The 19,247-nt window shown below is 68.0% G+C and carries 16 protein-coding genes; 11 read left to right on the forward strand and 5 right to left on the reverse strand.

Features of this window, described 5'->3' with window-relative positions; translation table 11 throughout:
• The first annotated feature begins 67 nt into the window (after positions 1-67).
• The 5 genes from AB5L97_RS15530 (at position 68) to AB5L97_RS15550 (ending at position 6,230) form a co-directional block, all read left to right on the forward strand.
• Positions 68-2,113 (forward strand): beta-galactosidase, encoded by a 2,046-nt coding sequence (locus tag AB5L97_RS15530; protein ID WP_369045332.1) that lies wholly within the window; start codon positions 68-70, stop codon positions 2,111-2,113.
• Between the two features lie 125 nt (positions 2,114-2,238).
• Positions 2,239-3,567, forward strand: a complete 1,329-nt coding sequence (locus AB5L97_RS15535) for an ABC transporter substrate-binding protein (RefSeq protein ID WP_307958936.1) — start codon at positions 2,239-2,241, stop codon at positions 3,565-3,567.
• A gap of 79 nt (positions 3,568-3,646) precedes the next feature.
• Entirely contained in the window at positions 3,647-4,555 is a 909-nt protein-coding gene (locus AB5L97_RS15540; protein WP_369045334.1) for a carbohydrate ABC transporter permease, read from the forward strand.
• A complete protein-coding gene (locus tag AB5L97_RS15545) occupies positions 4,552-5,460 on the forward strand; it encodes a carbohydrate ABC transporter permease (protein ID WP_369045335.1) in 909 nt (302 codons plus the stop codon). The genes AB5L97_RS15540 and AB5L97_RS15545 overlap by 4 nt, the downstream gene beginning before the upstream one ends.
• Before the next feature lie 2 nt (positions 5,461-5,462).
• Positions 5,463-6,230, forward strand: coding sequence for a DeoR/GlpR family DNA-binding transcription regulator (locus tag AB5L97_RS15550; RefSeq protein ID WP_369045336.1), 768 nt, complete (start codon positions 5,463-5,465; stop codon positions 6,228-6,230).
• A gap of 82 nt (positions 6,231-6,312) precedes the next feature.
• On the opposite strand, the gene AB5L97_RS15555 is transcribed toward AB5L97_RS15550, so the two are convergent.
• Positions 6,313-7,248, reverse strand: a complete 936-nt coding sequence (locus AB5L97_RS15555) for a cupredoxin domain-containing protein (protein ID WP_369045337.1) — start codon at positions 7,246-7,248, stop codon at positions 6,313-6,315.
• A gap of 253 nt (positions 7,249-7,501) precedes the next feature.
• Here AB5L97_RS15555 and aroQ point away from each other — a divergent pair, with 253 nt between their 5' ends.
• Positions 7,502-7,975 carry a type II 3-dehydroquinate dehydratase gene (gene aroQ, locus AB5L97_RS15560; protein WP_307955758.1) on the forward strand — a complete coding sequence of 158 codons (474 nt, stop codon included), beginning with the start codon at positions 7,502-7,504 and terminating at the stop codon, positions 7,973-7,975.
• Positions 7,976-8,029: 54 nt separating this feature from the next.
• On the opposite strand, the gene AB5L97_RS15565 is transcribed toward aroQ, so the two are convergent.
• A complete protein-coding gene (locus tag AB5L97_RS15565; RefSeq protein WP_369045338.1) occupies positions 8,030-9,202 on the reverse strand; it encodes a MarP family serine protease in 1,173 nt (390 codons plus the stop codon).
• A gap of 185 nt (positions 9,203-9,387) precedes the next feature.
• Here AB5L97_RS15565 and AB5L97_RS15570 point away from each other — a divergent pair, with 185 nt between their 5' ends.
• Positions 9,388-10,065 carry a Crp/Fnr family transcriptional regulator gene (locus tag AB5L97_RS15570; RefSeq protein ID WP_307955760.1) on the forward strand — a complete coding sequence of 226 codons (678 nt, stop codon included), beginning with the start codon at positions 9,388-9,390 and terminating at the stop codon, positions 10,063-10,065.
• Between the two features lie 134 nt (positions 10,066-10,199).
• Here AB5L97_RS15570 and AB5L97_RS15575 read toward each other — a convergent pair whose 3' ends face one another.
• From AB5L97_RS15575 to AB5L97_RS15585, 3 genes are read right to left on the reverse strand one after another with little or no spacing between them, the layout of a single operon-like run.
• Positions 10,200-11,123 carry an NUDIX hydrolase gene (locus AB5L97_RS15575; protein WP_369045339.1) on the reverse strand — a complete coding sequence of 308 codons (924 nt, stop codon included), beginning with the start codon at positions 11,121-11,123 and terminating at the stop codon, positions 10,200-10,202.
• Positions 11,107-11,616, reverse strand: a complete 510-nt coding sequence (locus AB5L97_RS15580) for a RidA family protein (RefSeq protein ID WP_307955762.1) — start codon at positions 11,614-11,616, stop codon at positions 11,107-11,109. The genes AB5L97_RS15575 and AB5L97_RS15580 overlap by 17 nt, the downstream gene beginning before the upstream one ends.
• Positions 11,613-11,771, reverse strand: a complete 159-nt coding sequence (locus tag AB5L97_RS15585) for a DUF4177 domain-containing protein (protein WP_307955763.1) — start codon at positions 11,769-11,771, stop codon at positions 11,613-11,615. The genes AB5L97_RS15580 and AB5L97_RS15585 overlap by 4 nt, the downstream gene beginning before the upstream one ends.
• Before the next feature lie 36 nt (positions 11,772-11,807).
• Between AB5L97_RS15585 and AB5L97_RS15590 the strand changes: the two genes are divergently transcribed.
• From AB5L97_RS15590 to AB5L97_RS15605, 4 genes are all read left to right on the forward strand, one after another.
• Positions 11,808-14,102 (forward strand): transglycosylase domain-containing protein, encoded by a 2,295-nt coding sequence (locus tag AB5L97_RS15590; protein WP_307955764.1) that lies wholly within the window; start codon positions 11,808-11,810, stop codon positions 14,100-14,102.
• Positions 14,103-14,117: 15 nt separating this feature from the next.
• On the forward strand, positions 14,118-15,077 hold the full coding sequence (locus AB5L97_RS15595; protein ID WP_423246859.1) for a metallophosphoesterase: 960 nt from the start codon (positions 14,118-14,120) through the stop codon (positions 15,075-15,077).
• Positions 15,078-15,153: 76 nt separating this feature from the next.
• Positions 15,154-17,097 (forward strand): ABC transporter ATP-binding protein, encoded by a 1,944-nt coding sequence (locus tag AB5L97_RS15600; protein WP_307955765.1) that lies wholly within the window; start codon positions 15,154-15,156, stop codon positions 17,095-17,097.
• Complete coding sequence (locus tag AB5L97_RS15605) at positions 17,094-19,241, forward strand: ABC transporter ATP-binding protein (protein WP_369045340.1); 2,148 nt, start codon at positions 17,094-17,096, stop codon at positions 19,239-19,241. The genes AB5L97_RS15600 and AB5L97_RS15605 overlap by 4 nt, the downstream gene beginning before the upstream one ends.
• Positions 19,242-19,247: the final 6 nt, after the last annotated feature.

Below are 19,247 nucleotides of genomic sequence, written 5' to 3' on the forward strand. Positions count from 1 at the left end.
GGCAGTCACATGGATCGGCTCCACGTGACCGCCCTCCACGCCCTCGACGCAGAGGAACACCCGCCCCATGGATATGAACAACCTCACCCGGCGCCTCGGCGACGGGACTCCGCGCATCGCCTACGGCGCGGACTACAACCCCGAGCAGTGGCCGAGGGAGGTGTGGGACCGAGACGTCGAGCTCATGCGCGAGGCCGGCGTCAACCTAGTGAGCCTGGGCATCTTCTCGTGGGCCCTCCTCGAACCCGAGGAGGGCCGCTACGAGTTCGGGTGGCTCGACGACGCGATGGACCTCCTGCATGCCCACGGCATCGCCGTGGACCTCGCGAACGCGAGCGCCTCGCCTCCACCGTGGTTCACGGTGAAGTACCCTGACTCGGCACCCGTGGACGCGCGCGGAGTCCGCCAGACCCACGGTTCCCGGCAGGCCTTCGCGGCCTGCTCCCCGGACTACCGCCGCGCCGCCGCGGCGCTCACCACCGCGATCGCGGAACGCTATGCGTCCCACCCTGCCCTGGCCATGTGGCACGTGCACAACGAGTACGGCTGCCACAACCAGCCGGACTACGGACCGCACGCCGAGCGCGGCTTCCGCGCGTGGCTCGAGCGCAAGTACAGCACCATCGAGGCCCTCAACCACGCGTGGGGCACGGCTTTCTGGTCGCAGCACTACTACGCGTGGACCGAGATCATGCCGCCGCGCCACTCGGGCACGTGGGTCAACCCGACGCACCAGCTCGACTTCGCACGCTTCTCCTCGGACTCGCTCCTCGAGTGCTTCGAGGCCGAGGCCGAGATCCTCCGCGCGCACTCGGACAAGCCCGTCACGACCAACTTCATGGGCACGAACATGGGCCTCGCGGCGCCGATCGACTACTGGCGCTGGGCCCCAAGCATGGACGTGGTCTCCAATGACCACTACCTCATCGCAGAGGACCTGAGGAACCATCAGGAGCTCGCGCTCACGGCCGACCTCACGCGCGGCTGGGCCCAGGGCGCGCCGTGGCTGCTCATGGAACACTCGACCTCGGCGGTGAACTGGCAGCCGCGCAACATCGCGAAGGCGCCGGGCCAGATGCTCCGCAACTCAATGCAGCACCTCGCCCGCGGTGCCGACGGGATCATGTTCTTCCAGTGGCGCGCCTCGCGCGCCGGCGCAGAGAAATACCACTCCGGCATGGTGCCCCACGCCGGGACGGAGACGAAGGTGTGGCGGGAGGTCGTCGAGCTCGGCCGCGCGCTCCGGGCGGTGTCCGAGGTTGCGGGATCGCGCGTGGCCGCCGAGGCCGCGCTCGTGTTCGACACCGACGCGCCCTGGGGCGCTGAGCTCGACTCGCACCCGAGCGTCGAGGCTCAACCCGTCCGGGAGCTGCGCGAATGGCACGATGCCCTCTACCGCTCGGGAATCACCACCGACGTGCGGCAGAGCACCGACGACCTCTCGGGCTACCGGCTGGTCGTTGCCCCGATGCTGTACCTCGTCACCGCGGCCGGCACAGCCAGTCTCCGGCGGTACGTCGAGGGCGGCGGCACGCTCGTGGTGACCTACTTCTCGGGCATCGTCGACGAGAACGACCACATCATCATGGATCCCCTCACCGGCGGCGGATACCCGGGCGCCTTCCGCGAGATGCTCGGCGTTGAGATGGAGGAGTTCTTCCCCCTGCGGGCGGACGAGACCGTCTCGCTGGGCACCGGACTGGGTAGGCGGTGGAGCGAGCTCGGACGCGCGACGACGGCCGAGACACTGGCACGCTTCGAGGAGGGTCCGACGGCGGGCTCCCCCGCCGTGACGCGGAACGCCGTCGGCTCAGGCCACGCGTTCTACGTCGCCACGACGCCGGACGACGACGCTCTGGCCGCGTTCCTGCCCCAGGTCCTGGACGCCGCGGGAATCGCCCCTGACCCTCAGCTCCTCGAGTCCCCGGACCTCGAGCTCGTGGTCCGGCGCTCGGCGGACTGCGAATGGCTCTTCGCCATCAACCACGGCCCGGGCGAGGCGCGGGTATCGGCCAGCGGAACCGAGCTCCTCTCGGGCACCCCGACGAAAGGCGAGCTGAACATCCCCGGGGGCGGAGTCGCCGTCGTGCGCCTCGACCCCACCACGCCCTGACCTTCAGGTCACAGCACCATCACACTTTCGTTTCTGATCTTTTATGAACGTTTCTGCCCACCTACCATATCCACTATGTGACGCACGTCATAGGTGACGGCGTCTCCATCCGAGGAGAGAAGCACATGAATACGCAGCGCAGCGGTTCCTCCGCCCAGATCACCCTCCCGCCCTCCCTGATGAACCGCAGGGCGCTCCTCAAGACCCTCGGCGTCGGCGCCGTGGGCCTCGCGGGCGTCCCGCTCCTCTCCGCGTGCACGGGCGGATCGGCGCCCGGCGGCGGTAGTTCCGGGTCGAAGACTGTGTCCTTCGGTTCCTCCGCCTCCGACGACGTTCCCAAGCGCGCCTACCAGGCAGTCGTGGACGCGTTCCAGAAGAAGTCGGGTGCCACCGTGACCACCAACGTCGTTCCCCACAACGACTTCCAGAACAAGATCAACTCGTACCTTCAGGGCAGCCCCGACGACACGTTCACATGGTTCGCCGGCTACCGCATGCAGTACTACGCCGGAAAGGGGCTCCTGGCACCGATCGACGACGTGTGGGAGAAGATCGGCGCGAACTACTCAGACGCCCTCAAGAAGGCCTCAACCGGCCCGGACGGCAAGATGTACTTCGTCCCGAACTACAACTACCCGTGGGGCTTCTTCTACCGGAAGAGCTTCTGGGCCGAGAAGGGCTACGCCGTCCCGAAGACCTTCGATGAGCTCAAGACCCTTGCCGCCAAGATGAAGGCGGATGGCATCATCCCGATCGGCTTCGCCGACAAGGACGGCTGGCCGGCGATGGGCACCTTCGACTACATGAACATGCGTCTCAACGGCTACCAGTTCCATGTGGACCTGTGCGCCCACAAGGAATCGTGGAACCAGCCCAAGGTCCAGTCGGTCTTCGACACGTGGAAGGCCCTCCTGCCCTACCAGGACCCGGCAGCGCTCGGCCAGACCTGGCAGGACGCGGCCAAGCTCCTCGGCGACAAGAAGACCGGCATGTACCTCCTCGGCTCCTTCGTGACCCAGCAGTTCACGGACGCCGCGGTCCTCGCCGACATCGATTTCTTTCCGTTCCCCGAGATCGCCGTCGAAGGGCAGGACGCCATCGAGGCCCCGATCGACGGGCTCCTCCTGTCCAAGAAGGGCGGCCAGAACCAGACCGCGAAGGACTTCCTCGCGTTCCTGGGCACACCCGAGGCGCAGAACGCCTACTATGCAGTCGACTCGTCGAACATCGCTACCGCCAAGGGCGGGGACACGTCCAAGTTCACACCGCTGAACAAGAAGTGCGCAGACGCGATTTCCAACGCGAAGCACATCAGCCAGTTCTTCGACCGCGACGCGCTGCCCGCGATGGCGAACAACGTGATGATCCCCGCCCTCCAGGCGTTCATCAAGGACGGCTCGGTGGACATCAAGAACCTCGAGTCCCAGGCCGCCGCACTCTACGCGGCCCAGTAGCCGTCCCGCCCCATCGCAGCGACCGTGCGCGGGCGGCCCACCCCGACCGCGCACGGTCCTCCCACCGCAGGAATCCGCCATGCCCCGTACCCGCAAAGTCCGCCGGCTCTCGACCAGGGACAAGGTCATCCTTGCCGTCATGGTCGCGGTCCCCACGCTCATCGAACTCGCCTTCGTCTGGCTCCCCACGCTCTTCTCGATCGGCCTCAGCTTCACCCGCTGGAGCGGCCTCGACCTCACCGACATCCGCGCCGCGGGCACCGACAACTACAAGTTCGTGTCCCAGGACTACCCGCCCTTCTGGCCGGCCGTGCAGCACAACATCCTGTGGCTCGTCTTCCTCGCGCTGATCGCCACACCGCTGGGCCTCCTGCTCGCGGTGCTGCTCGACCAGAAGATCCGCGGGAGCCGGATCTACCAGAGCATCTTCTTCGTCCCGGTGATGCTCTCCCTCGCGCTCGTCGGCGTGATCTGGCAGCTCTTCTATCAGCGCGACAACGGCCTACTCAACTTCCTCCTCGGCACCGCGGGGACCCCCGCGGCCGTCGACTGGTTCGGAGACAGCAACGTCAACATCTGGGCCGCGCTTATCGCCGCGACATGGCGCCACGCGGGCTACGTCATGCTCCTCTACCTCGCGGGGCTCAAGGGCGTCGACCCTGCGTTGAAGGAAGCCGCCGCCCTCGACGGCGCCAACGCCGCGCAGACGTTCTTCCGCGTCGTGTTCCCGGCGATGCGGCCGATCAACATCGTCATCGTGGTCATCACGATCATCGAGTCCCTACGCGCGTTCGACATCGTCTACGTCATCAACCGCGGCACCAACGGGCTCGAGCTCATCTCCGCCCTCGTGATCCAGAACCTGGTCGGCGAGGGGCAGGTCATCGGTGTCGGCTCCGCGCTCGCGACCATCCTGCTCGTCATCTCCCTCGTGCCGATCACGTTCTACCTCTCGCGGACCTTCGGCAAGGAGGCCAAGGAATCATGACCACAGTCACCACACGGGTCCCCGTGGCGGGCCCGTCCGCACGGCCCGGCTCGAAGGCCAAGCGGCATTACGCGACCCACCTCGTTCTGCTCGTCCTCGCCGTCATGTGGCTCCTGCCCCTGGGTTGGTCGCTCTACACGGCTCTGCGGCCCATCGAGTCGACCAATGAGCATGGCTATTTCAGCCTCGCCGGGCCCTACAACTTCGACAACTTTGTCACGGCCTGGAATCAGGGCGGCTTCTCGAAGTACTTCTGGAACTCGGTGATCATCACCGTCCCGACCGTGCTGCTCACACTGTTCTTCGCCTCGCTCATGGCGTTCGCGGTGAGCCGCGTGAGCTGGAAGTTCAACGTGACCCTGCTCATCCTGTTCACGGCCGGCAATCTCCTGCCCCCGCAAGTGCTCGCGGCGCCGCTGTTCCAGATGTTCAAGCATCTGGACCTTCCCTACTGGTTCAGTGACTCGGGCTCCCTGCTGAACACGTACATCTCGGTCATCGTGGTGGACACGGCGTTCCAGATCGGCTTCTGCACCTTCGTGCTGTCCAACTACATGAAGGCGCTGTCCCAGGACCTCACGGAGGCCGCCCTCGTGGACGGCGCGGGCATCTGGACGCAGTACTGGTCCATCATCATGCCCTTGTGCCGGCCGGCCTTCGCCGCCCTCGGGACGCTCGAGGTCATCTTCGTCTACAACGACTTCTTCTGGCCTCTGCTGTTCATCCAGAGCGGCGACCGTCTGCCGGTGACCACGGCGATCAACAATCTCCAGGGTGTGTTCCTGAGCAACTACAACCTCCTCGCGGCGGGAGCCACGATCACTGTGATCCCGACCCTCGTCATCTACCTCCTGCTCCAGCGCCAGTTCGTGGCAGGACTGACGCTCGGCTCGAGCAAGGGCTGACGATGCTCGCGGCGGCGCGGCACTCAGCCATCATCGACGCGGTACAGCGGGAGGGCGTCGTGAAGGTCGCCGACCTCGCCCTGCGGCTCGGTGTCTCGGCCGTCACCATCCGGCGGGACATCGAGTCCCTGAGCGACGCGGGCCAGCTGACCCGCGTGCACGGCGGAGTCATGGTCCCCAGCGAGGGTGGCACGCACGAGCCCGGCTTCGCGCTCAAGTCGACCCAGAATCTTGAGGCGAAGGAGGCGATAGCCCGCGAGGCCGCCTCGCTCGTCACCGAGGACATGGCCGTGGGTATCACGGCTGGCTCCACCACGTGGGTCCTCGCGAAGGCCCTCGCGGCGGGACCGCGGATCACGGTCCTGACCAACTCCGTGCGCGTCATGGAGGCCTTCAGCACGTCGTCCTCGGGGTCCACGGTCCTCCTCACGGGGGGCCAGCGCACACCGTCGGACGCCCTCGTCGGGCCCCTCGCCACCGCGTCGGTCCGGCGGCTCCACCTCGACATCCTCTTCCTCGGCGTCCATGGCATCGACGAGCGCGCGGGGTTCACCACTCCCAATCTGCTCGAGGCCGAGACCAACGAGGCGTTCGCGTCCGCGGCCCGCCGCGTCGTCGTCGTGGCCGACCACAGCAAGTGGGGCGTCCAGGGGATCGGCAGCATCTGCGCCCTCGACGAGGTTGACTGTCTCGTGACGGACCGCGAGATGCCGCCGACCGCCGTCGGCATCCTCAACGAGAGGATCCCCTCGGTCCGGCTCGCGCGGTGAGTCTCGCACGACGGCGGCGCCTCACCCTCGCAGGGTGAGGCGCCGCGGTCGTTCGGTCCGGTCGTGTGTGACCGTGTATGCCCTAAGGCGTCACGATCACCTGGCCGACCATGCCCATGTCGTCATGGAACTCGCAGAGGTAGTGGAATATGCCGGTCTGGTCGAAGGTCACGTTGAACGTGGACGGCCCGCCTGCGAAGGCCGGAAGCAAGACGCCCGAGTCGACCAGCTTGCCTCCCTGCTTGAGGTCCGTGAACGTCACCGTGTGCGGGACGACCCCTTGGTTGGCGCTCATGTCGAAGGTGACCGTGGTCCCCTTCCGTACAGCGTCGGGCGACGGCATGAACCGCATCACCATCGCCTGGTCGTCCATCGCCCCAACAAATATGTGCGTCGGGCTCGACTTGGCCAGCGTCTTTGCCTCGAGAGCCAGGCCGTCGGCAATGATCTGGCCGCTCTGGACGCTCGCCTGCCAGTCGTAGTAAGCCTGCTTGTGCGGGAGAGTAGCCTGCTTGTTCATCACGTGCACCACGATGTTCATCATCTCGCCGTGGATAAGGCAGTAGAACGTGAAGTCACCGGGCGCGGCGAACTTGAGCTGGTACGACTGAATGAAAGGCGCATGAGGCACCGGCGGCGCGAGAATGCCCGAATTCGTCCACGGCGCCGTCGGGTCGAAAACTGGCCCGCCGACGGGTGTGAAGGCGTCCGCCTCCAGATTCGCGATCGATGTCGGGGGCAGGGGCGGCGTGCCATAGCTAACAGTGTGGATCTCGGCGCTGTTGGACACGAAGTTGATCGAATCGGTCTGATGGATCCAGATCTCCCCTGGGAGGAACCTCATGCCCTGGATCGCCATGTCCGGCGTCTGGTTGCCGACGAGGACCTTCCAGGTCTGCGCATTGGGGTTGGTGTTGACGGCAGCCTGCGCGGGCGCAATGCCGAGGACGCCGATGATCAGGGTCACGAGCGCCGTGAGGACCACGGCGGGTGTGCGGAATCGTGTGCGGGATGACAAGGGAACGCTCCTCACGAGAGGCAGCGGGGCCAGGTTCCTCCAGCAGGAACTACCGGCTCAGAAACGCCGGCCCACGCCAACGGCGCAAGCCAGCCATGCGGCGTCGTACGCTCCCAGCAGACGCTCAACCGCTTCGGCGCCGAGGCCGCGCCGAACCAGGATGCATGTTCCCCGTAACCCCAGGAACACCGCAAGAATAGCTCCGTCACGACACACAGGGAAGCACCCCACGCAAGCCGCCTAGAGTAAATCCATGACTGCTCAGACGCCCCGAGGCACGGTCCTCGTCATCAACGGCCCCAATCTGAACCTCCTCGGCACGCGCGAACCTGAGAAGTACGGAACCCACACGCTGGCCGACATCGAGCGACTCTGCGCCGAAGCGGCCGCCGGGCAGGGGCTCGCGGCCGAGTGCTTCCAGTCGAACCATGAGGGCGCGATCATCGACGCGATCCATGCGGCGCGGGGAAAGGTGCTCGGGCTTGTCCTCAACGCGGGTGCCTACACGCACACGTCCGTGGCGATCCGCGACGCGATCGCGGCAGCCGAGCTGCCGCTCGTGGAGGTGCACATCACGAACGTCCACGCGCGCGAGCCGTTCCGGCACCACTCGTACTTGAGCGACATCGCGAAGGCCGTCATCGCGGGCGCTGGCGTGCTCGGCTACCGCTTCGCCATCGAATACCTCGCGGACCTCACGGAGACCCGAAAGCCCGTCGCGCTGTAAGAGCCGGGCAGCGCGCCGCCCTGCAGCGCCCGGGCCCCACCGCCTGTGCCGCCGCTACTTCCTGGTGCACACGCCCGGCTGGACCGGCTGCGTGAGGCCGCTTGCCTGCGCCGCGACGGGCGTGAGCTCCTCCATGGTGATGGCGTAGCCGACGTCCGCCGTCGAGTCGCTCTTGGCGAACACCACTCCGGTCACCTGCCCGTCGAGGGTCAGGAGCGGTCCGCCGGAGTTGCCCTGCTGGACGTTGCCCGAGATCTGGTACACCTGCTTGGGCACCTCGTTGGCGCCGTAGATGTCCGGGGCGAGGACCGTCGTCGTGCCCTGGATGACGGCGGGCCGCAACTGGTACGGCCCCCCGAGCGGGTACCCGCCGAACGCCGCGGGCGTCCCCGAGGAGCTCGTCCCAGTGAGCGGGAGCGGGGCGACGTGCAGTCCGTCGACGGCGATGACGGCGAGGTCGCGGACGGCGTCGAAGTACACGACGCGTCCGCTCCTCGCGCCACCACCCGGAAGTTCGACGACGGGCTCGCTCACCCCCGCGACCACGTGGGCGTTCGTGATGATGCGGTCCGGCGCCACGGCGAAGCCGGATCCCGTCTGATTCTGGCCGCATTGGTAGGCCGTGCCGGTGATCCTCAGGATGGACGGTGCAGCAGCGCGAAGCTCGTTCGTATCGACCGATTCGGGCACCGGCACGGGCTTCGTGGGCGCGATGCTCTCGATGAGCTTCGGCAGACCGTCACCGATCACGAAAGCGCGCAGCGCCGCGGCCTGCTCCTTCACAGGGGCCGGCGTTGCGGCGTCGAGCGCGCGCACCACCGCCGAGCCGGCGATCTGCTGCGTGAGGACCGGGACGCCGATGGTTGAGACCGTGAAGGCCGTCATCGAGATGACGAGCGCGGCGACCACCACGCTGACCAGGCCGCCGAGTCCGCGGTCGATGGCGGTGGCTCCCCTCCAGCGAATCCCCCGCCGGATCCGGTGTCCCAGCGCCGAGCCGACGGCATTGCCCCCCGCCATGAGGACGACGGCCGCGATGATGATGCCGGCGGCGCGCCAGGCGCCCGCGCCGAGCCAACCGCTGACGAGGGGCACGGCGAAGAACGCGGCGATGCCGCCCGCGACGAACCCGAGGATGCCTGCCAGGCTCACCACGAATCCCGCCCGGATCCCGTTGGCGAGGTAGCCCACGAGAACGAGCACGAGCAGGACGTCCAGGAGATTCACCCTCGGATTCTATCGGCGCCGCCTGACGTCCAACTGAAGGCCAGAGGCGTCCCAGACCCCGTCAGGGGCCGGATTCCGGGCCTCCTTGGCTGTGTCGCATGCCAAGTTCGTCACAAAACGCCTTGAGCATCTGAAAGAATGAGTCAAGCGCAAGCATGTGAACGCACTGACATTAGGAGATTGCCTTGGACCTCGAAGTACTGCGCCGCGCCCCCCTCTTCACCACGCTCGACGACGAGGCCTTCCGCCTGCTGATGGACGAGCTGACCGAAGTCGACCTCTCGCGAGGCGCCTCGGTGTTCCGTGAAGGCGACCAGGGCGACCAGATGTACTTCATCGTCTCCGGCAAGATCAAGCTCGGCCGCACGTCCCCGGACGGGCGCGAATCACTCCTGGCCATCCTCGGCCCGGGCGAGCTCTTCGGCGAGATGGCCCTCTTCGATCCGGCCCCCCGCACGGCGACAGCAACGGCCGTCTCCGAGACTCGTCTGGCCGGGCTCAAGAACGAGGCGCTCGTGGCGCTGCTGCGCTCGCGGCCCGAGGTTTCCGCACAGCTCCTCCAGGCTCTGGCGCGCCGCCTCCGCCGCACCAACGACTCGCTCTCCGACCTCGTCTTCTCGGATGTCCCCGGCCGCGTCGCAAAGGCGCTCCTGGACCTCGCCGACCGCTTCGGACGCCCCGCGACCGACGGCGTGCTCGTGGCCCATGAGCTCACCCAGGAGGAGCTCGCCCAGCTGGTCGGCGCCTCGCGCGAGACGGTCAACAAGGCGCTCGCCGAGTTCGTCCAGCGCGGCTGGATCCGGCTCGAGGCACGCGCCGTCGTGATCCTGGACATGCAGCGCCTCCGCCAGCGCTCCCGCTGACGATCAAAGCCAGCTCGCGCGCCAAAGCCGGTTGAGCGCAGCCGAGACCGGCAGCCACGCAAACGTAAGGAGCCGGACCCTTCGGGGTCCGGCTCCTCATGTTTGTGGTGCGGGTGTTTGTGGTGCCTGCGGGCTTAAGGCCCGACGACGCGCAGTGCCTCGGTCGGTGGCGCCACGGCTCCGGGTGCATCGACCTCGAGGTAGAGCTGCCCGTCCTCTTCGACGAGGTGTGCCTGGTACAGGTGGTTGCTCCGCTTGACGCTCAGATACGCGATGCAGCCCTTGGCCTTGCCCATCTTGGCGAGGATGATCTCCGTCGCCGGGACCAGCAGCTCCGGCAGGGCGAGCCCGCGCGTGTCGGCCTCGCCGATCACGTCGCCGAGGGCGCTCGTGTCGCGTTCGGCCATTACCTCACGGGCGCTGACCCACTGGCCCCACACGCCCTTGCTCGGCAGGAGGGTGGGCGTCTGACCCACGGGAAGGGTCGCGGCAAAGTAGCGGGTATCGAATCGGCGGTGCGCGAAGTCGGGCGTCACCCAGTGCACGAGGGAACGCAGCAGGTCGGTCCTCAGCCCGAGCCCACGCTTCGCGAGCAGGTCCGCAAAGCTGATGTCCTGCCGGGCGAGCGCCTCGCGGGCACGCACCCACTCAGCGCTCGTGGTGCCCTCAACCACCACGGACTCGTCCGAGCCGGCGAGCAGGACGCCCGTCTCCTCGAAGAGCTCCCGGATGGCGGCGACGACGTGCAGGCGCGCGAGTGCATAGTCCTCGGTCCCGAGGATTTCGGCCCACTGGCCCACGGAGGGGCCGAACCAGTCGAAGGTGTCCTGATCGGCGTTCTCTGCCGACCCGCCGGGGAACCCGACGACGCCGAGCGGCGACTCGCCGCCGCGGTAGGAGAGCCACGTCTCGGTCCCGTCGGGTGCATCCCGGACGAGAGCCACGGACGAGGCGAGTCGCGGTTTGCGCGGAACGCGGTCGGCTTCCTCGAGCCAGCTGCGGGCCGCGCCCTGCATGCGCTTGGGCAGGGTGAAGCGGCGCTTAAGCGAAGTCGGCAATCAACTCAACCTCCACTGGCGCGTCGAGCGGCAGGACCGCGACGCCGACGGCGGAGCGGGCGTGGGTGCCCGCCTCGCCGAAGATCTTGCCGAGCAACTCGGAGGCGCCGTTGATGACGCCGGGCTGGCCCGTGAACTGCGGATCGGAGGCCACGAACCCCACGACTTTCACGATCTGCGTGACGCGGTCGAGGTCGCCAATCTGTGCTTTGACGGCAGCAAGCGCGTTGACGATGCACACCTCGGCGTACTTCTTCGCAGCCTCGGCGCTCACCTCCGCACCGACCTTGCCGGTAGCGGGCAGCTGCCCGGAGACGAACGGCAGCTGGCCGGAGGTGTACACGGTCGAGCCGGTGACGACTGCGGGAACGTAGGCGGCGACAGGCGCTGCGACCTCGGGGAGCGTCAGGCCGAGATCGGCCAGGCGACGCTCGACGGCGCTGCTCACCTCCGCGGCCGTGTCTGCCGCGCTCGCGAACTGCTCCTGGCTCATGCCTGCTTCTCCCTCTTCAAGTACGCGACAAGTCCGTTGCCGCCGGGTCCGGAGACGACCTGGACAAGCTCCCAGCCGTCCTCGCCCCACTGGTCGAGGATCTGCTTCGTGGCATGCACGATGAGGGGCACGGTCGCGTATTCCCAGGCGGTCATGAGGCCAGATTAGCCCCTCCCGTTAGACTGGCACACATGGCGTCTGGCAAGAACCCTCTCTTTGACACTGCCACCACCTTGGGCAAGATCCTTGCCTTCCTTGGGGTGAGTGCGATCTGTGGCGTGCTTGTCGCAGGCCTGATGGTGCCCGCAGCTGCTGTGACAGGCAGCGCGGCGAGCGGCTCGGTGCAGTTCTTCGAGGGGCTGCCCAGTGAGCTCACCGTCGAACCTCCTGGGCAGGTGACCAAGATCCTCGCCTCCGACGGGTCGCAGATCGCCACGCTGTTCTCGGAGAACCGGACCAAGGTCACGCTCGACCAGATGTCGCCGTACATCAAGGACGGCATCGTGGCCATCGAGGACTACCGGTTCTATGAGCACGGCGGCGTCGACACGACCGGCATCCTGCGCGCGCTCGCCGCGAACCTCAAGGGCAGCAAGCAGGGCGCCTCGACGCTCACGCAGCAGTACGTCAACAACGTCATCAACGAGAACCTCATCGCGCAGGGCAAGGACGATCAGGTCCTCCTCAACGGCCTCAACAAGGGCGTGGGAGACAAGCTGCGCGAGATGAAGCTTTCCATCGCGCTCGAGAAGAAGTTCACGAAGGACCAGATCCTCGAGGGCTACCTCAACATCGTCTTCTTCAATGCCAATGCCTATGGCATCCAGGCAGCGAGCCAGTACTTCTTCTCGACGAACGCGAAGGACCTCACCCTCCCTCAGGCCGCGCTCCTGGCAGGCCTCGTCAACAGCCCGTCGCTCTACGATCCGATCGCCCATCCGGACAACGCGAAGCAGCGCCGGAACCTCGTGCTCGACGCGATGCTCCAGCACGGCAAGATCGACCAGAAGGCCCACGACGCCGCCGTCGCGGCACCGGTCGAAACTAAGGTCACCCCGCCGAAGCAGGGCTGCCAATACGCCGCAACGGCCCAGTACTTCTGCGACTACGTGCTGCACCAGATCCTCAACGACCCCGCCTATGGCGCGGACGAGAAGGAGCGCACCGCCAAGATCATGCGCGGCGGCCTGACCATCAAGACCACGCTCGACCCGAGGCTCCAAGGCCCCGCTCAGCAGCAGGTCGACGCGACCGCCGGAGACAACCCGCTCAAGTGGGCGGCTTCCCTCGTGACCGTCCAGCCCGGAACGGGCAAGATTGTCTCGATGGCGCAGAACTCGCGCATGCTCGACGGCCAAGGCTCGAACTTCGTGACCTCCTACAACGTCAACGTCGACCGGGCCGATGCCTCCGGCAACCCCCTCGGCGGCGCGGGAGGCATGCAGCCCGGTTCGACAATGAAGCCCGTGACGCTCACGGCGTGGCTCAACGAGGGCAAGTCGAGCAACGCAATCGTGAACGCCGCCCAGCGCCGCTACCCCAAGAGCTATCCATGGAAGACCACGTGTGATCCGGTCGTCGGCTGGTATGACGACACGGTCTCGGGCTCGACGGACCTCCAGAACGACGAGCCGAACTGGTACCGGCCGATGTCGGTGCGTGAGGGCATCTACCAGTCCATCAACACCGCGACCTTCGCCTCGGCTGCTGCCCTCAACGACTTCTGCGACATCCAGCGCGCGGCGGACGCGCTGGGAATGCACGACGGCGAGGGCAACGGCAAGAAGCTCGACCTCCATATCCTCGGCAATCTGCTCGGCGGTATGAACGTGGCCCCCCTGACCATGGCCAGTGCCTTCGCCACGTTTGCGGCCAACGGCACGTACTGCACCCCGATCTCCATCACCGAGGTCACTGACCTCCAGGGCAAGAAGATCGGCGGGCAGGCTCAGACCTGCCAGCAGAACGCCATCAAGCCCGAGGTGGCGAAGGCGGCGACGAACGTGCTGCAGGACGTCCTGACGAAGGGCTCCGGCTACAACATCAAGGATGCTGCGGGCAACACCATCAAGCTCCCGTACGCGGATGCCGCGAAGACGGGTACGAACAACTTCAACAACCAGACCTGGGTGGTCGGCTACACGAAGGGCCTCGCCACCGCCTCCTTCTTCGGAGAGGCACTCAAGGACCCGTTCTCGTCCACCTACGGTCAGAACCTCACGATCAACGGCAGGTTCTACAAGTCGGTCGACGGTGCCTTCATCGCGGGTCCGCAGTGGGCGTACTTCATGCAGAAGGCAGCCCCGCTGTACGACAACGGCGGCTTCGACGCCCCGCCGCAGAACCTCATCGGCGGCCAGCCGACGCCCGCGCCGACGGCCTCCCAGACGGGACAGACGGATCAAGGAGCGTCGAACCAGGGCAACTCGCAGCCAGCGCCCGCTCCACAGCCCACGGCCACCAAGCCGGGCAAGGGCAACGGCTGACGCGTGACCGAGTCGATGCAGCGCTCGACGACGGCGCGGCTCGCCGCCTCGATGGGCGCCGGGGCGAGGCGCGCCGCACTCGTCGCAGGCCTCGGGCTGAGCGCCGGTGCGGCGGCTGCAGCCTACGGGTGGTGGGAGAAGGACCAGTTCACGCTCCGTGAAGAGTCGGTCCCCATCCTTCCCCGCGGCGCCCGGCCGCTGCGGGTCCTTCACCTGAGCGACATCCACTTCGTGCCGGGCCAGACCGCCAAGGTCCGCTGGCTGGCCAGCCTCGCGGATCTGGCGCCGGACCTCGTGGTGAACACGGGCGACAACCTGAGCCACCCGGACGCCGTGGTGCCCCTTCTCGAGGCACTGACCCCTCTCCTGCAGTTCCCGGGCGTCTTCGTTCCCGGCTCGAACGACTACTACGCGCCGGTCGCGAAGAACCCCGCTGCGTACCTGCTGGGACCTTCCAACCGGAAGCCCCTCCCCGACCGAGTGGACCTCGACTGGCGGCGCCTCTTCACGGGCTTCGGGTCCGCTGGCTGGATCGACCTGACCAACCGGTCCCAGTCGGTGAATCTGGGCGGGGTGCGCTTCGACTTCTCGGGCGTCGACGATCCGCACCTCAAGCGTGAGCGCTACGCCGACTGGCCCCGCGGGGCGTCGGGCCACGAGGAGAGGCCCCACGTCAAGGTCGCCGTCATCCATGCCCCCTACCAGCGAGTCCTGGACCACTTCACGGATGCCGACGCAGATCTGATCCTCGCGGGCCACACGCACGGCGGCCAGATCTGCCTCCCGGGCTACGGCGCCCTCGTGTCCAACTGCGACCTGCCGACGTGGCGGGCCAAAGGCCTCACGCAGTGGGAGAACGCGGGCCGCTCGGTCCAGCTCAATGTCTCAGGCGGCATCGGCACGTCCCGCTTCGCACCCATCCGCATCGCGTGCCGGCCCGAGGCCGTCCTGCTCACGCTCACGCCGAGGGTGTGATCCACAGCCCGGCACGCAGGCGTAGGGTAGTTGCCACCGCTAACTACTTCCTACCCCGAGGTGTGTGAGCCCCGGCATGCCACAGCACGCCCCCGTCGACCCCAAGCCTGCTTCCTCCCACAGATCAGGCCCCCAGCAGACCCCGTACTGGGCCTCGATCGCGCGCCTCGGCCCGATCGTGCGGCCCATCGTGCCGCGCCTCCTCGTAGGCCTCGTTGTCGCCCTTGCGGCGTCCGCCCTTGCCCTTGCGGTGCCGCAGGTGCTGCGCCTTGTCATCGACGAACTCGTGCACAGCGGAACCCAGCCGTCGGCCGTGTGGGGAGCGGCCGGCGTCGTACTTCTCCTCGGCGTGCTCGAGGCGACCATGATCTACCTGCGGCGCGTGCTCGTGATCGAGCCGAGCATCGGACTCGAGCGGCAGATGCGCGTTACCATGTACGACCACCTGCAGGACCTCCCCGTCTCATTCCACGACCGCTGGGGCTCAGGCCAGCTGCTCTCGCGCTCGATCGCGGACCTCGCGTTCCTGCGGCGCTGGCTCGCGTTCGGCGCGATCTTCCTCGTGGTCTCGCTCAGCACCGTGACGCTCGGCGTGGTCCTGCTGTTCACTCTCTCGTGGCAGCTCGCACTCATCTTCCTCGCGGCGGCCGTGCCGATCATGGTGTACGGCGCGATCTTCCGGCGCCGCTTCTCCCTTGCCACGCGGCGCAGCCAGGACCAGGCCGGCGACCTCGCCACCACGGTCGAGGAGTCCGTCCACGGCATCCGCGTCCTCAAGGCCTTCGGCCGCGCGCGCGAGGCCCTCGAGGGCTTCACCGAGCAGGCCCAGCAGCTGCGCGAGACCGAAGTGGCAAAGGCGAGGCACCAGGCCCTGTTCAGCCTCGTCGTGACCCTGCTGCCGGAACTCGCCCTCGGCACGGGACTCGTGACCGGGATATGGCTTGCCGCGTCGGGGCAGCTGAGCCTCGGATCCCTCGCGGCCTTCTTCGCGACCTCGGCCGCCGTGGCGCAGTTCGTCGAGGCGAGCGGCATGCTCGTGGGCATGGCCCTGACGGCGAAGACGGCGGTCGACCGCCACTTCGAGGTCATGGACGCCCGCAACACCATCACCGATCCTGAGTCGCCGCGGCACGTCACCGCCCCGCGCGGTGCGCTGGCCTTCCGCGACGTCCGGTTCGCGTTCAACGCAGCCGCGCACGACGCCGCGAGCTCGGCTCGCGCTGCAGCCCCGTCCACCGCGTCGCGACCAGCAGACCCGCCGCGCGACGTCCTGCGCGGCGTGACGCTGGACATCCGACCCGGCGAGACCATGGCGCTCGTCGGCGCGACGGGCTCGGGAAAGACGACGCTCCTGCAGCTCGTCTCACGCCTCTATGACGTCTCGGGCGGGGCGGTCGAGATCGACGGGATCGATGTCCGCGATCTACCCCTCGCTGAGCTGCGCCGGCTCGTCGCGGTCGCGTTCGAAGACACGACGCTGTTCTCGTCCTCGGTGCGCGAGAACGTCCTGCTCGGCGCGCCCGTGCAGGAGGGCGCGGAGGCCGATCGCCTGCTCGAAGAAGCGCTCGACGTTGCACAGGCCCACTTCGCGCGCTCTCTGCCCGACGGCCTCGACACGACGATCGGTGAGGAGGGCCTGAGCCTCTCCGGCGGGCAGCGGCAGCGCATCGCGCTCGCACGCGCCATCGCGGCGCGGCCCTCCGTGCTGATCCTCGACGATCCCCTCTCCGCGCTCGACATCGCGACGGAGGAGCGCGTGTCCGAGCGGCTCGGCGACGCGCTCGCGCACACCACGACGCTCATCGTGGCGCACCGCCCCTCGACCGTGGCTCTCGCGGACCGGGTCGCGCTCCTGCGGGACGGCGTCGTGGAGGACGTCGGAACGCACGCCGAGCTGCTCGCGCGCAGCGAGCACTATCGCTGGGTCATCGCGAGCCTCCCCGAGGAGCCGAGCGACCTCGACAGGGAGCACGAACCCGATCTGGACGATTTCCTGCCCGAGGAGGCCGAGTCCCGGTGAGCCAGCGTCCCACCCGGCCCGGCGGCGGCGTGCGTCGCAACGGCGACCGCAAGAATTCCGGCAGCAGCCCCCAGCCAACCCGCCCCCAGGGCGAACGTGGCACGCGCGGCGAGGACGCCGTCGACCTCACGTGGGAGGCGAGCCGCACCGTGCGGCGTCGCTCGCTCACACTCCTCGGCAACCTCCTGCGGCCGGTGCGCGCAAGGCTGTGGGCCACGCTCGCGATGGTGGTCGTCTCGCAGGCCACCCGCGCCGCCGGCCCGGCGATCATCGCGTTCGGGATCGACCGGGCGCTGCCCGCGTTCGCGTCCGGCGATCCGGCGCTCACGTGGCTCGCCGGCGGCGGGTACCTGGCTGCGGCTCTCATCACGGCCCTGCTGACGGCCGGGTATGTGACCTCCACGGCGAAGCTGAGCCAGGCGATGCTCCTTGACCTGCGGGTCTGGGTCTTCCGGCACACGCAGAGGCTCAGCCTCGACTTCCATGAGACGTACACATCGGGGCGCATCATCTCGCGGCAGACCTCGGACCTCGAGGCGCTGCGCGAACTGCTGGACTCGGGCGTGAGCTCACTCGCGTCCGGCCTGCTGTTCATGGCGTTCACGGCGATCACGGTGTTCGCGCTCGACTGGCCGTCGGGGCTCATCATGCTCGCCGCGGCCGTGCCGATGACGCTGATCGCGCGCTGGTACCAGATACGGTCGCAGCGGGCCTTCAGGGCCTCACGCGTGGTGTCAGCCCGGCTCATCGTGCACTTCGTCGAGACGATGACAGGCATCCGCGCGGTCAAGGCGTTCCGCAAGGAACGCGCCAACAGCGCCGCTTACGGCAAGCTCGCCGACGACTACGCCGTGGCGACCTATCGGTCCGTCATGCTCAACGGCGTGTTCCAGCCGGGACTCGTGCTCACGGGAAACGTGACCGTGGCCGTGATCCTGCTCGTCGCCTCGTTCCGCGTCCTTGAGGGGAATCTGGCAGTCGGCGTCCTGCTCGCCGTCGTGCTCTCCACCAAACGGTTCTTCAGTCCGCTCGAGACGATCGCCATGTTCTACAACTCGTTCCAGAGCGCCCAGGCGGCGCTCGAGAAGGTCTCCGGCCTGCTCGAGGAGGTTCCCACCGTCCAGCCGCCGCGCAACCCGGTGCCGCTCCCGGCGGCACGGGGCGAGGTGACGTTCGAGTCAGTGGCCTTCTCGTATGGATCCGGGCCAGAGGTGCTGCCCGAGTTCACGCTCCGGATTCCGGCAGGTCAGACGGTTGCGCTCGTCGGGGCGACCGGTGCCGGGAAGTCGACGCTCGCGAAGCTCGTGGCGCGGTTCTACGACCCCTCAGCGGGCGCAGTGAGGCTCGACGGCGTCGACCTCCGCGAGCTCTCGACCGCGGACCTGCGGCGCGCCATCGTGATGGTCACGCAGGAGGCGTTCCTGTTCTCCGGGTCCGTGGCGGACAACATTGCCCTCGGGCGGCCGGACGCCTCCCGCGCTGAGATCCAGGCCGCGGCGCGGTCTGTCGGCGCGCACGAGTTCATCTCAGCGCTGCCGGACGGCTACGACACCGATGTGACAAAACGCGGCGGCCGCGTCTCGGCGGGCCAGCGTCAGCTCATCTCCTTTGCGCGGGCGGTGCTGGCGGCCCCGGCGGTGCTCATCCTCGACGAGGCCACGAGCTCGCTGGACATCCCCTCGGAGCGGCTCGTCCAGACGGGCCTCGCGCGACTCCTGGGCGGGACTGCCGTCGGCTCTGCCCGAGACACTGCCGGCGACACTCACGCACGCGGGCGTGCGGACGACGGCGGCGGGGCGCCTCAGGGTGGACCGCCGCCACGGGTGGCTGGTCGGGACGAGCAGGACAGCCGTCCCAGCGCACCTGCGGATCACCGTGGCGTGGCCGCTTCCGCACCTCGCCCGACTGACGGACAGGAGGCTCGACCCGGCGTTCAGGGTGGTCGCCCTGGCGCCCAGTCAACTAGCTCCGACGCGCGGACGGCGATCATCATCGCCCACCGGCTGTCAACGGTCGAGATCGCTGACCGTGTGCTCGTCGTGGACGGCGGGCGCATCGTCGAGGACGGGACACCTGCGGAACTCTTGGCCGGCGGAGGACGCTTCGCTGCCCTGCATGGAGCGTGGCGCGACTCGCTCGTCTAGCCTGCG

This window comes from Sinomonas sp. P10A9, from assembly GCF_041022165.1.
Lineage (GTDB): Bacteria > Actinomycetota > Actinomycetes > Actinomycetales > Micrococcaceae > Sinomonas > Sinomonas puerhi.

Coding starts and splice junctions, on each gene's coding strand:
- AB5L97_RS15530 (WP_369045332.1), top strand. CDS start 68: ATGGATATGAACAACCTCACCCGGCGCCTCGGCGACGGGACTCCGCGC.
- AB5L97_RS15535 (WP_307958936.1), top strand. CDS start 2,239: ATGAATACGCAGCGCAGCGGTTCCTCCGCCCAGATCACCCTCCCGCCC.
- AB5L97_RS15540 (WP_369045334.1), top strand. CDS start 3,647: ATGCCCCGTACCCGCAAAGTCCGCCGGCTCTCGACCAGGGACAAGGTC.
- AB5L97_RS15545 (WP_369045335.1), top strand. CDS start 4,552: ATGACCACAGTCACCACACGGGTCCCCGTGGCGGGCCCGTCCGCACGG.
- AB5L97_RS15550 (WP_369045336.1), top strand. CDS start 5,463: ATGCTCGCGGCGGCGCGGCACTCAGCCATCATCGACGCGGTACAGCGG.
- aroQ (WP_307955758.1), top strand. CDS start 7,502: ATGACTGCTCAGACGCCCCGAGGCACGGTCCTCGTCATCAACGGCCCC.
- AB5L97_RS15580 (WP_307955762.1), bottom strand. CDS start 11,616: ATGAGCCAGGAGCAGTTCGCGAGCGCGGCAGACACGGCCGCGGAGGTG.
- AB5L97_RS15585 (WP_307955763.1), bottom strand. CDS start 11,771: ATGACCGCCTGGGAATACGCGACCGTGCCCCTCATCGTGCATGCCACG.
- AB5L97_RS15590 (WP_307955764.1), top strand. CDS start 11,808: ATGGCGTCTGGCAAGAACCCTCTCTTTGACACTGCCACCACCTTGGGC.
- AB5L97_RS15595 (WP_423246859.1), top strand. CDS start 14,118: ATGCAGCGCTCGACGACGGCGCGGCTCGCCGCCTCGATGGGCGCCGGG.
- AB5L97_RS15600 (WP_307955765.1), top strand. CDS start 15,154: ATGCCACAGCACGCCCCCGTCGACCCCAAGCCTGCTTCCTCCCACAGA.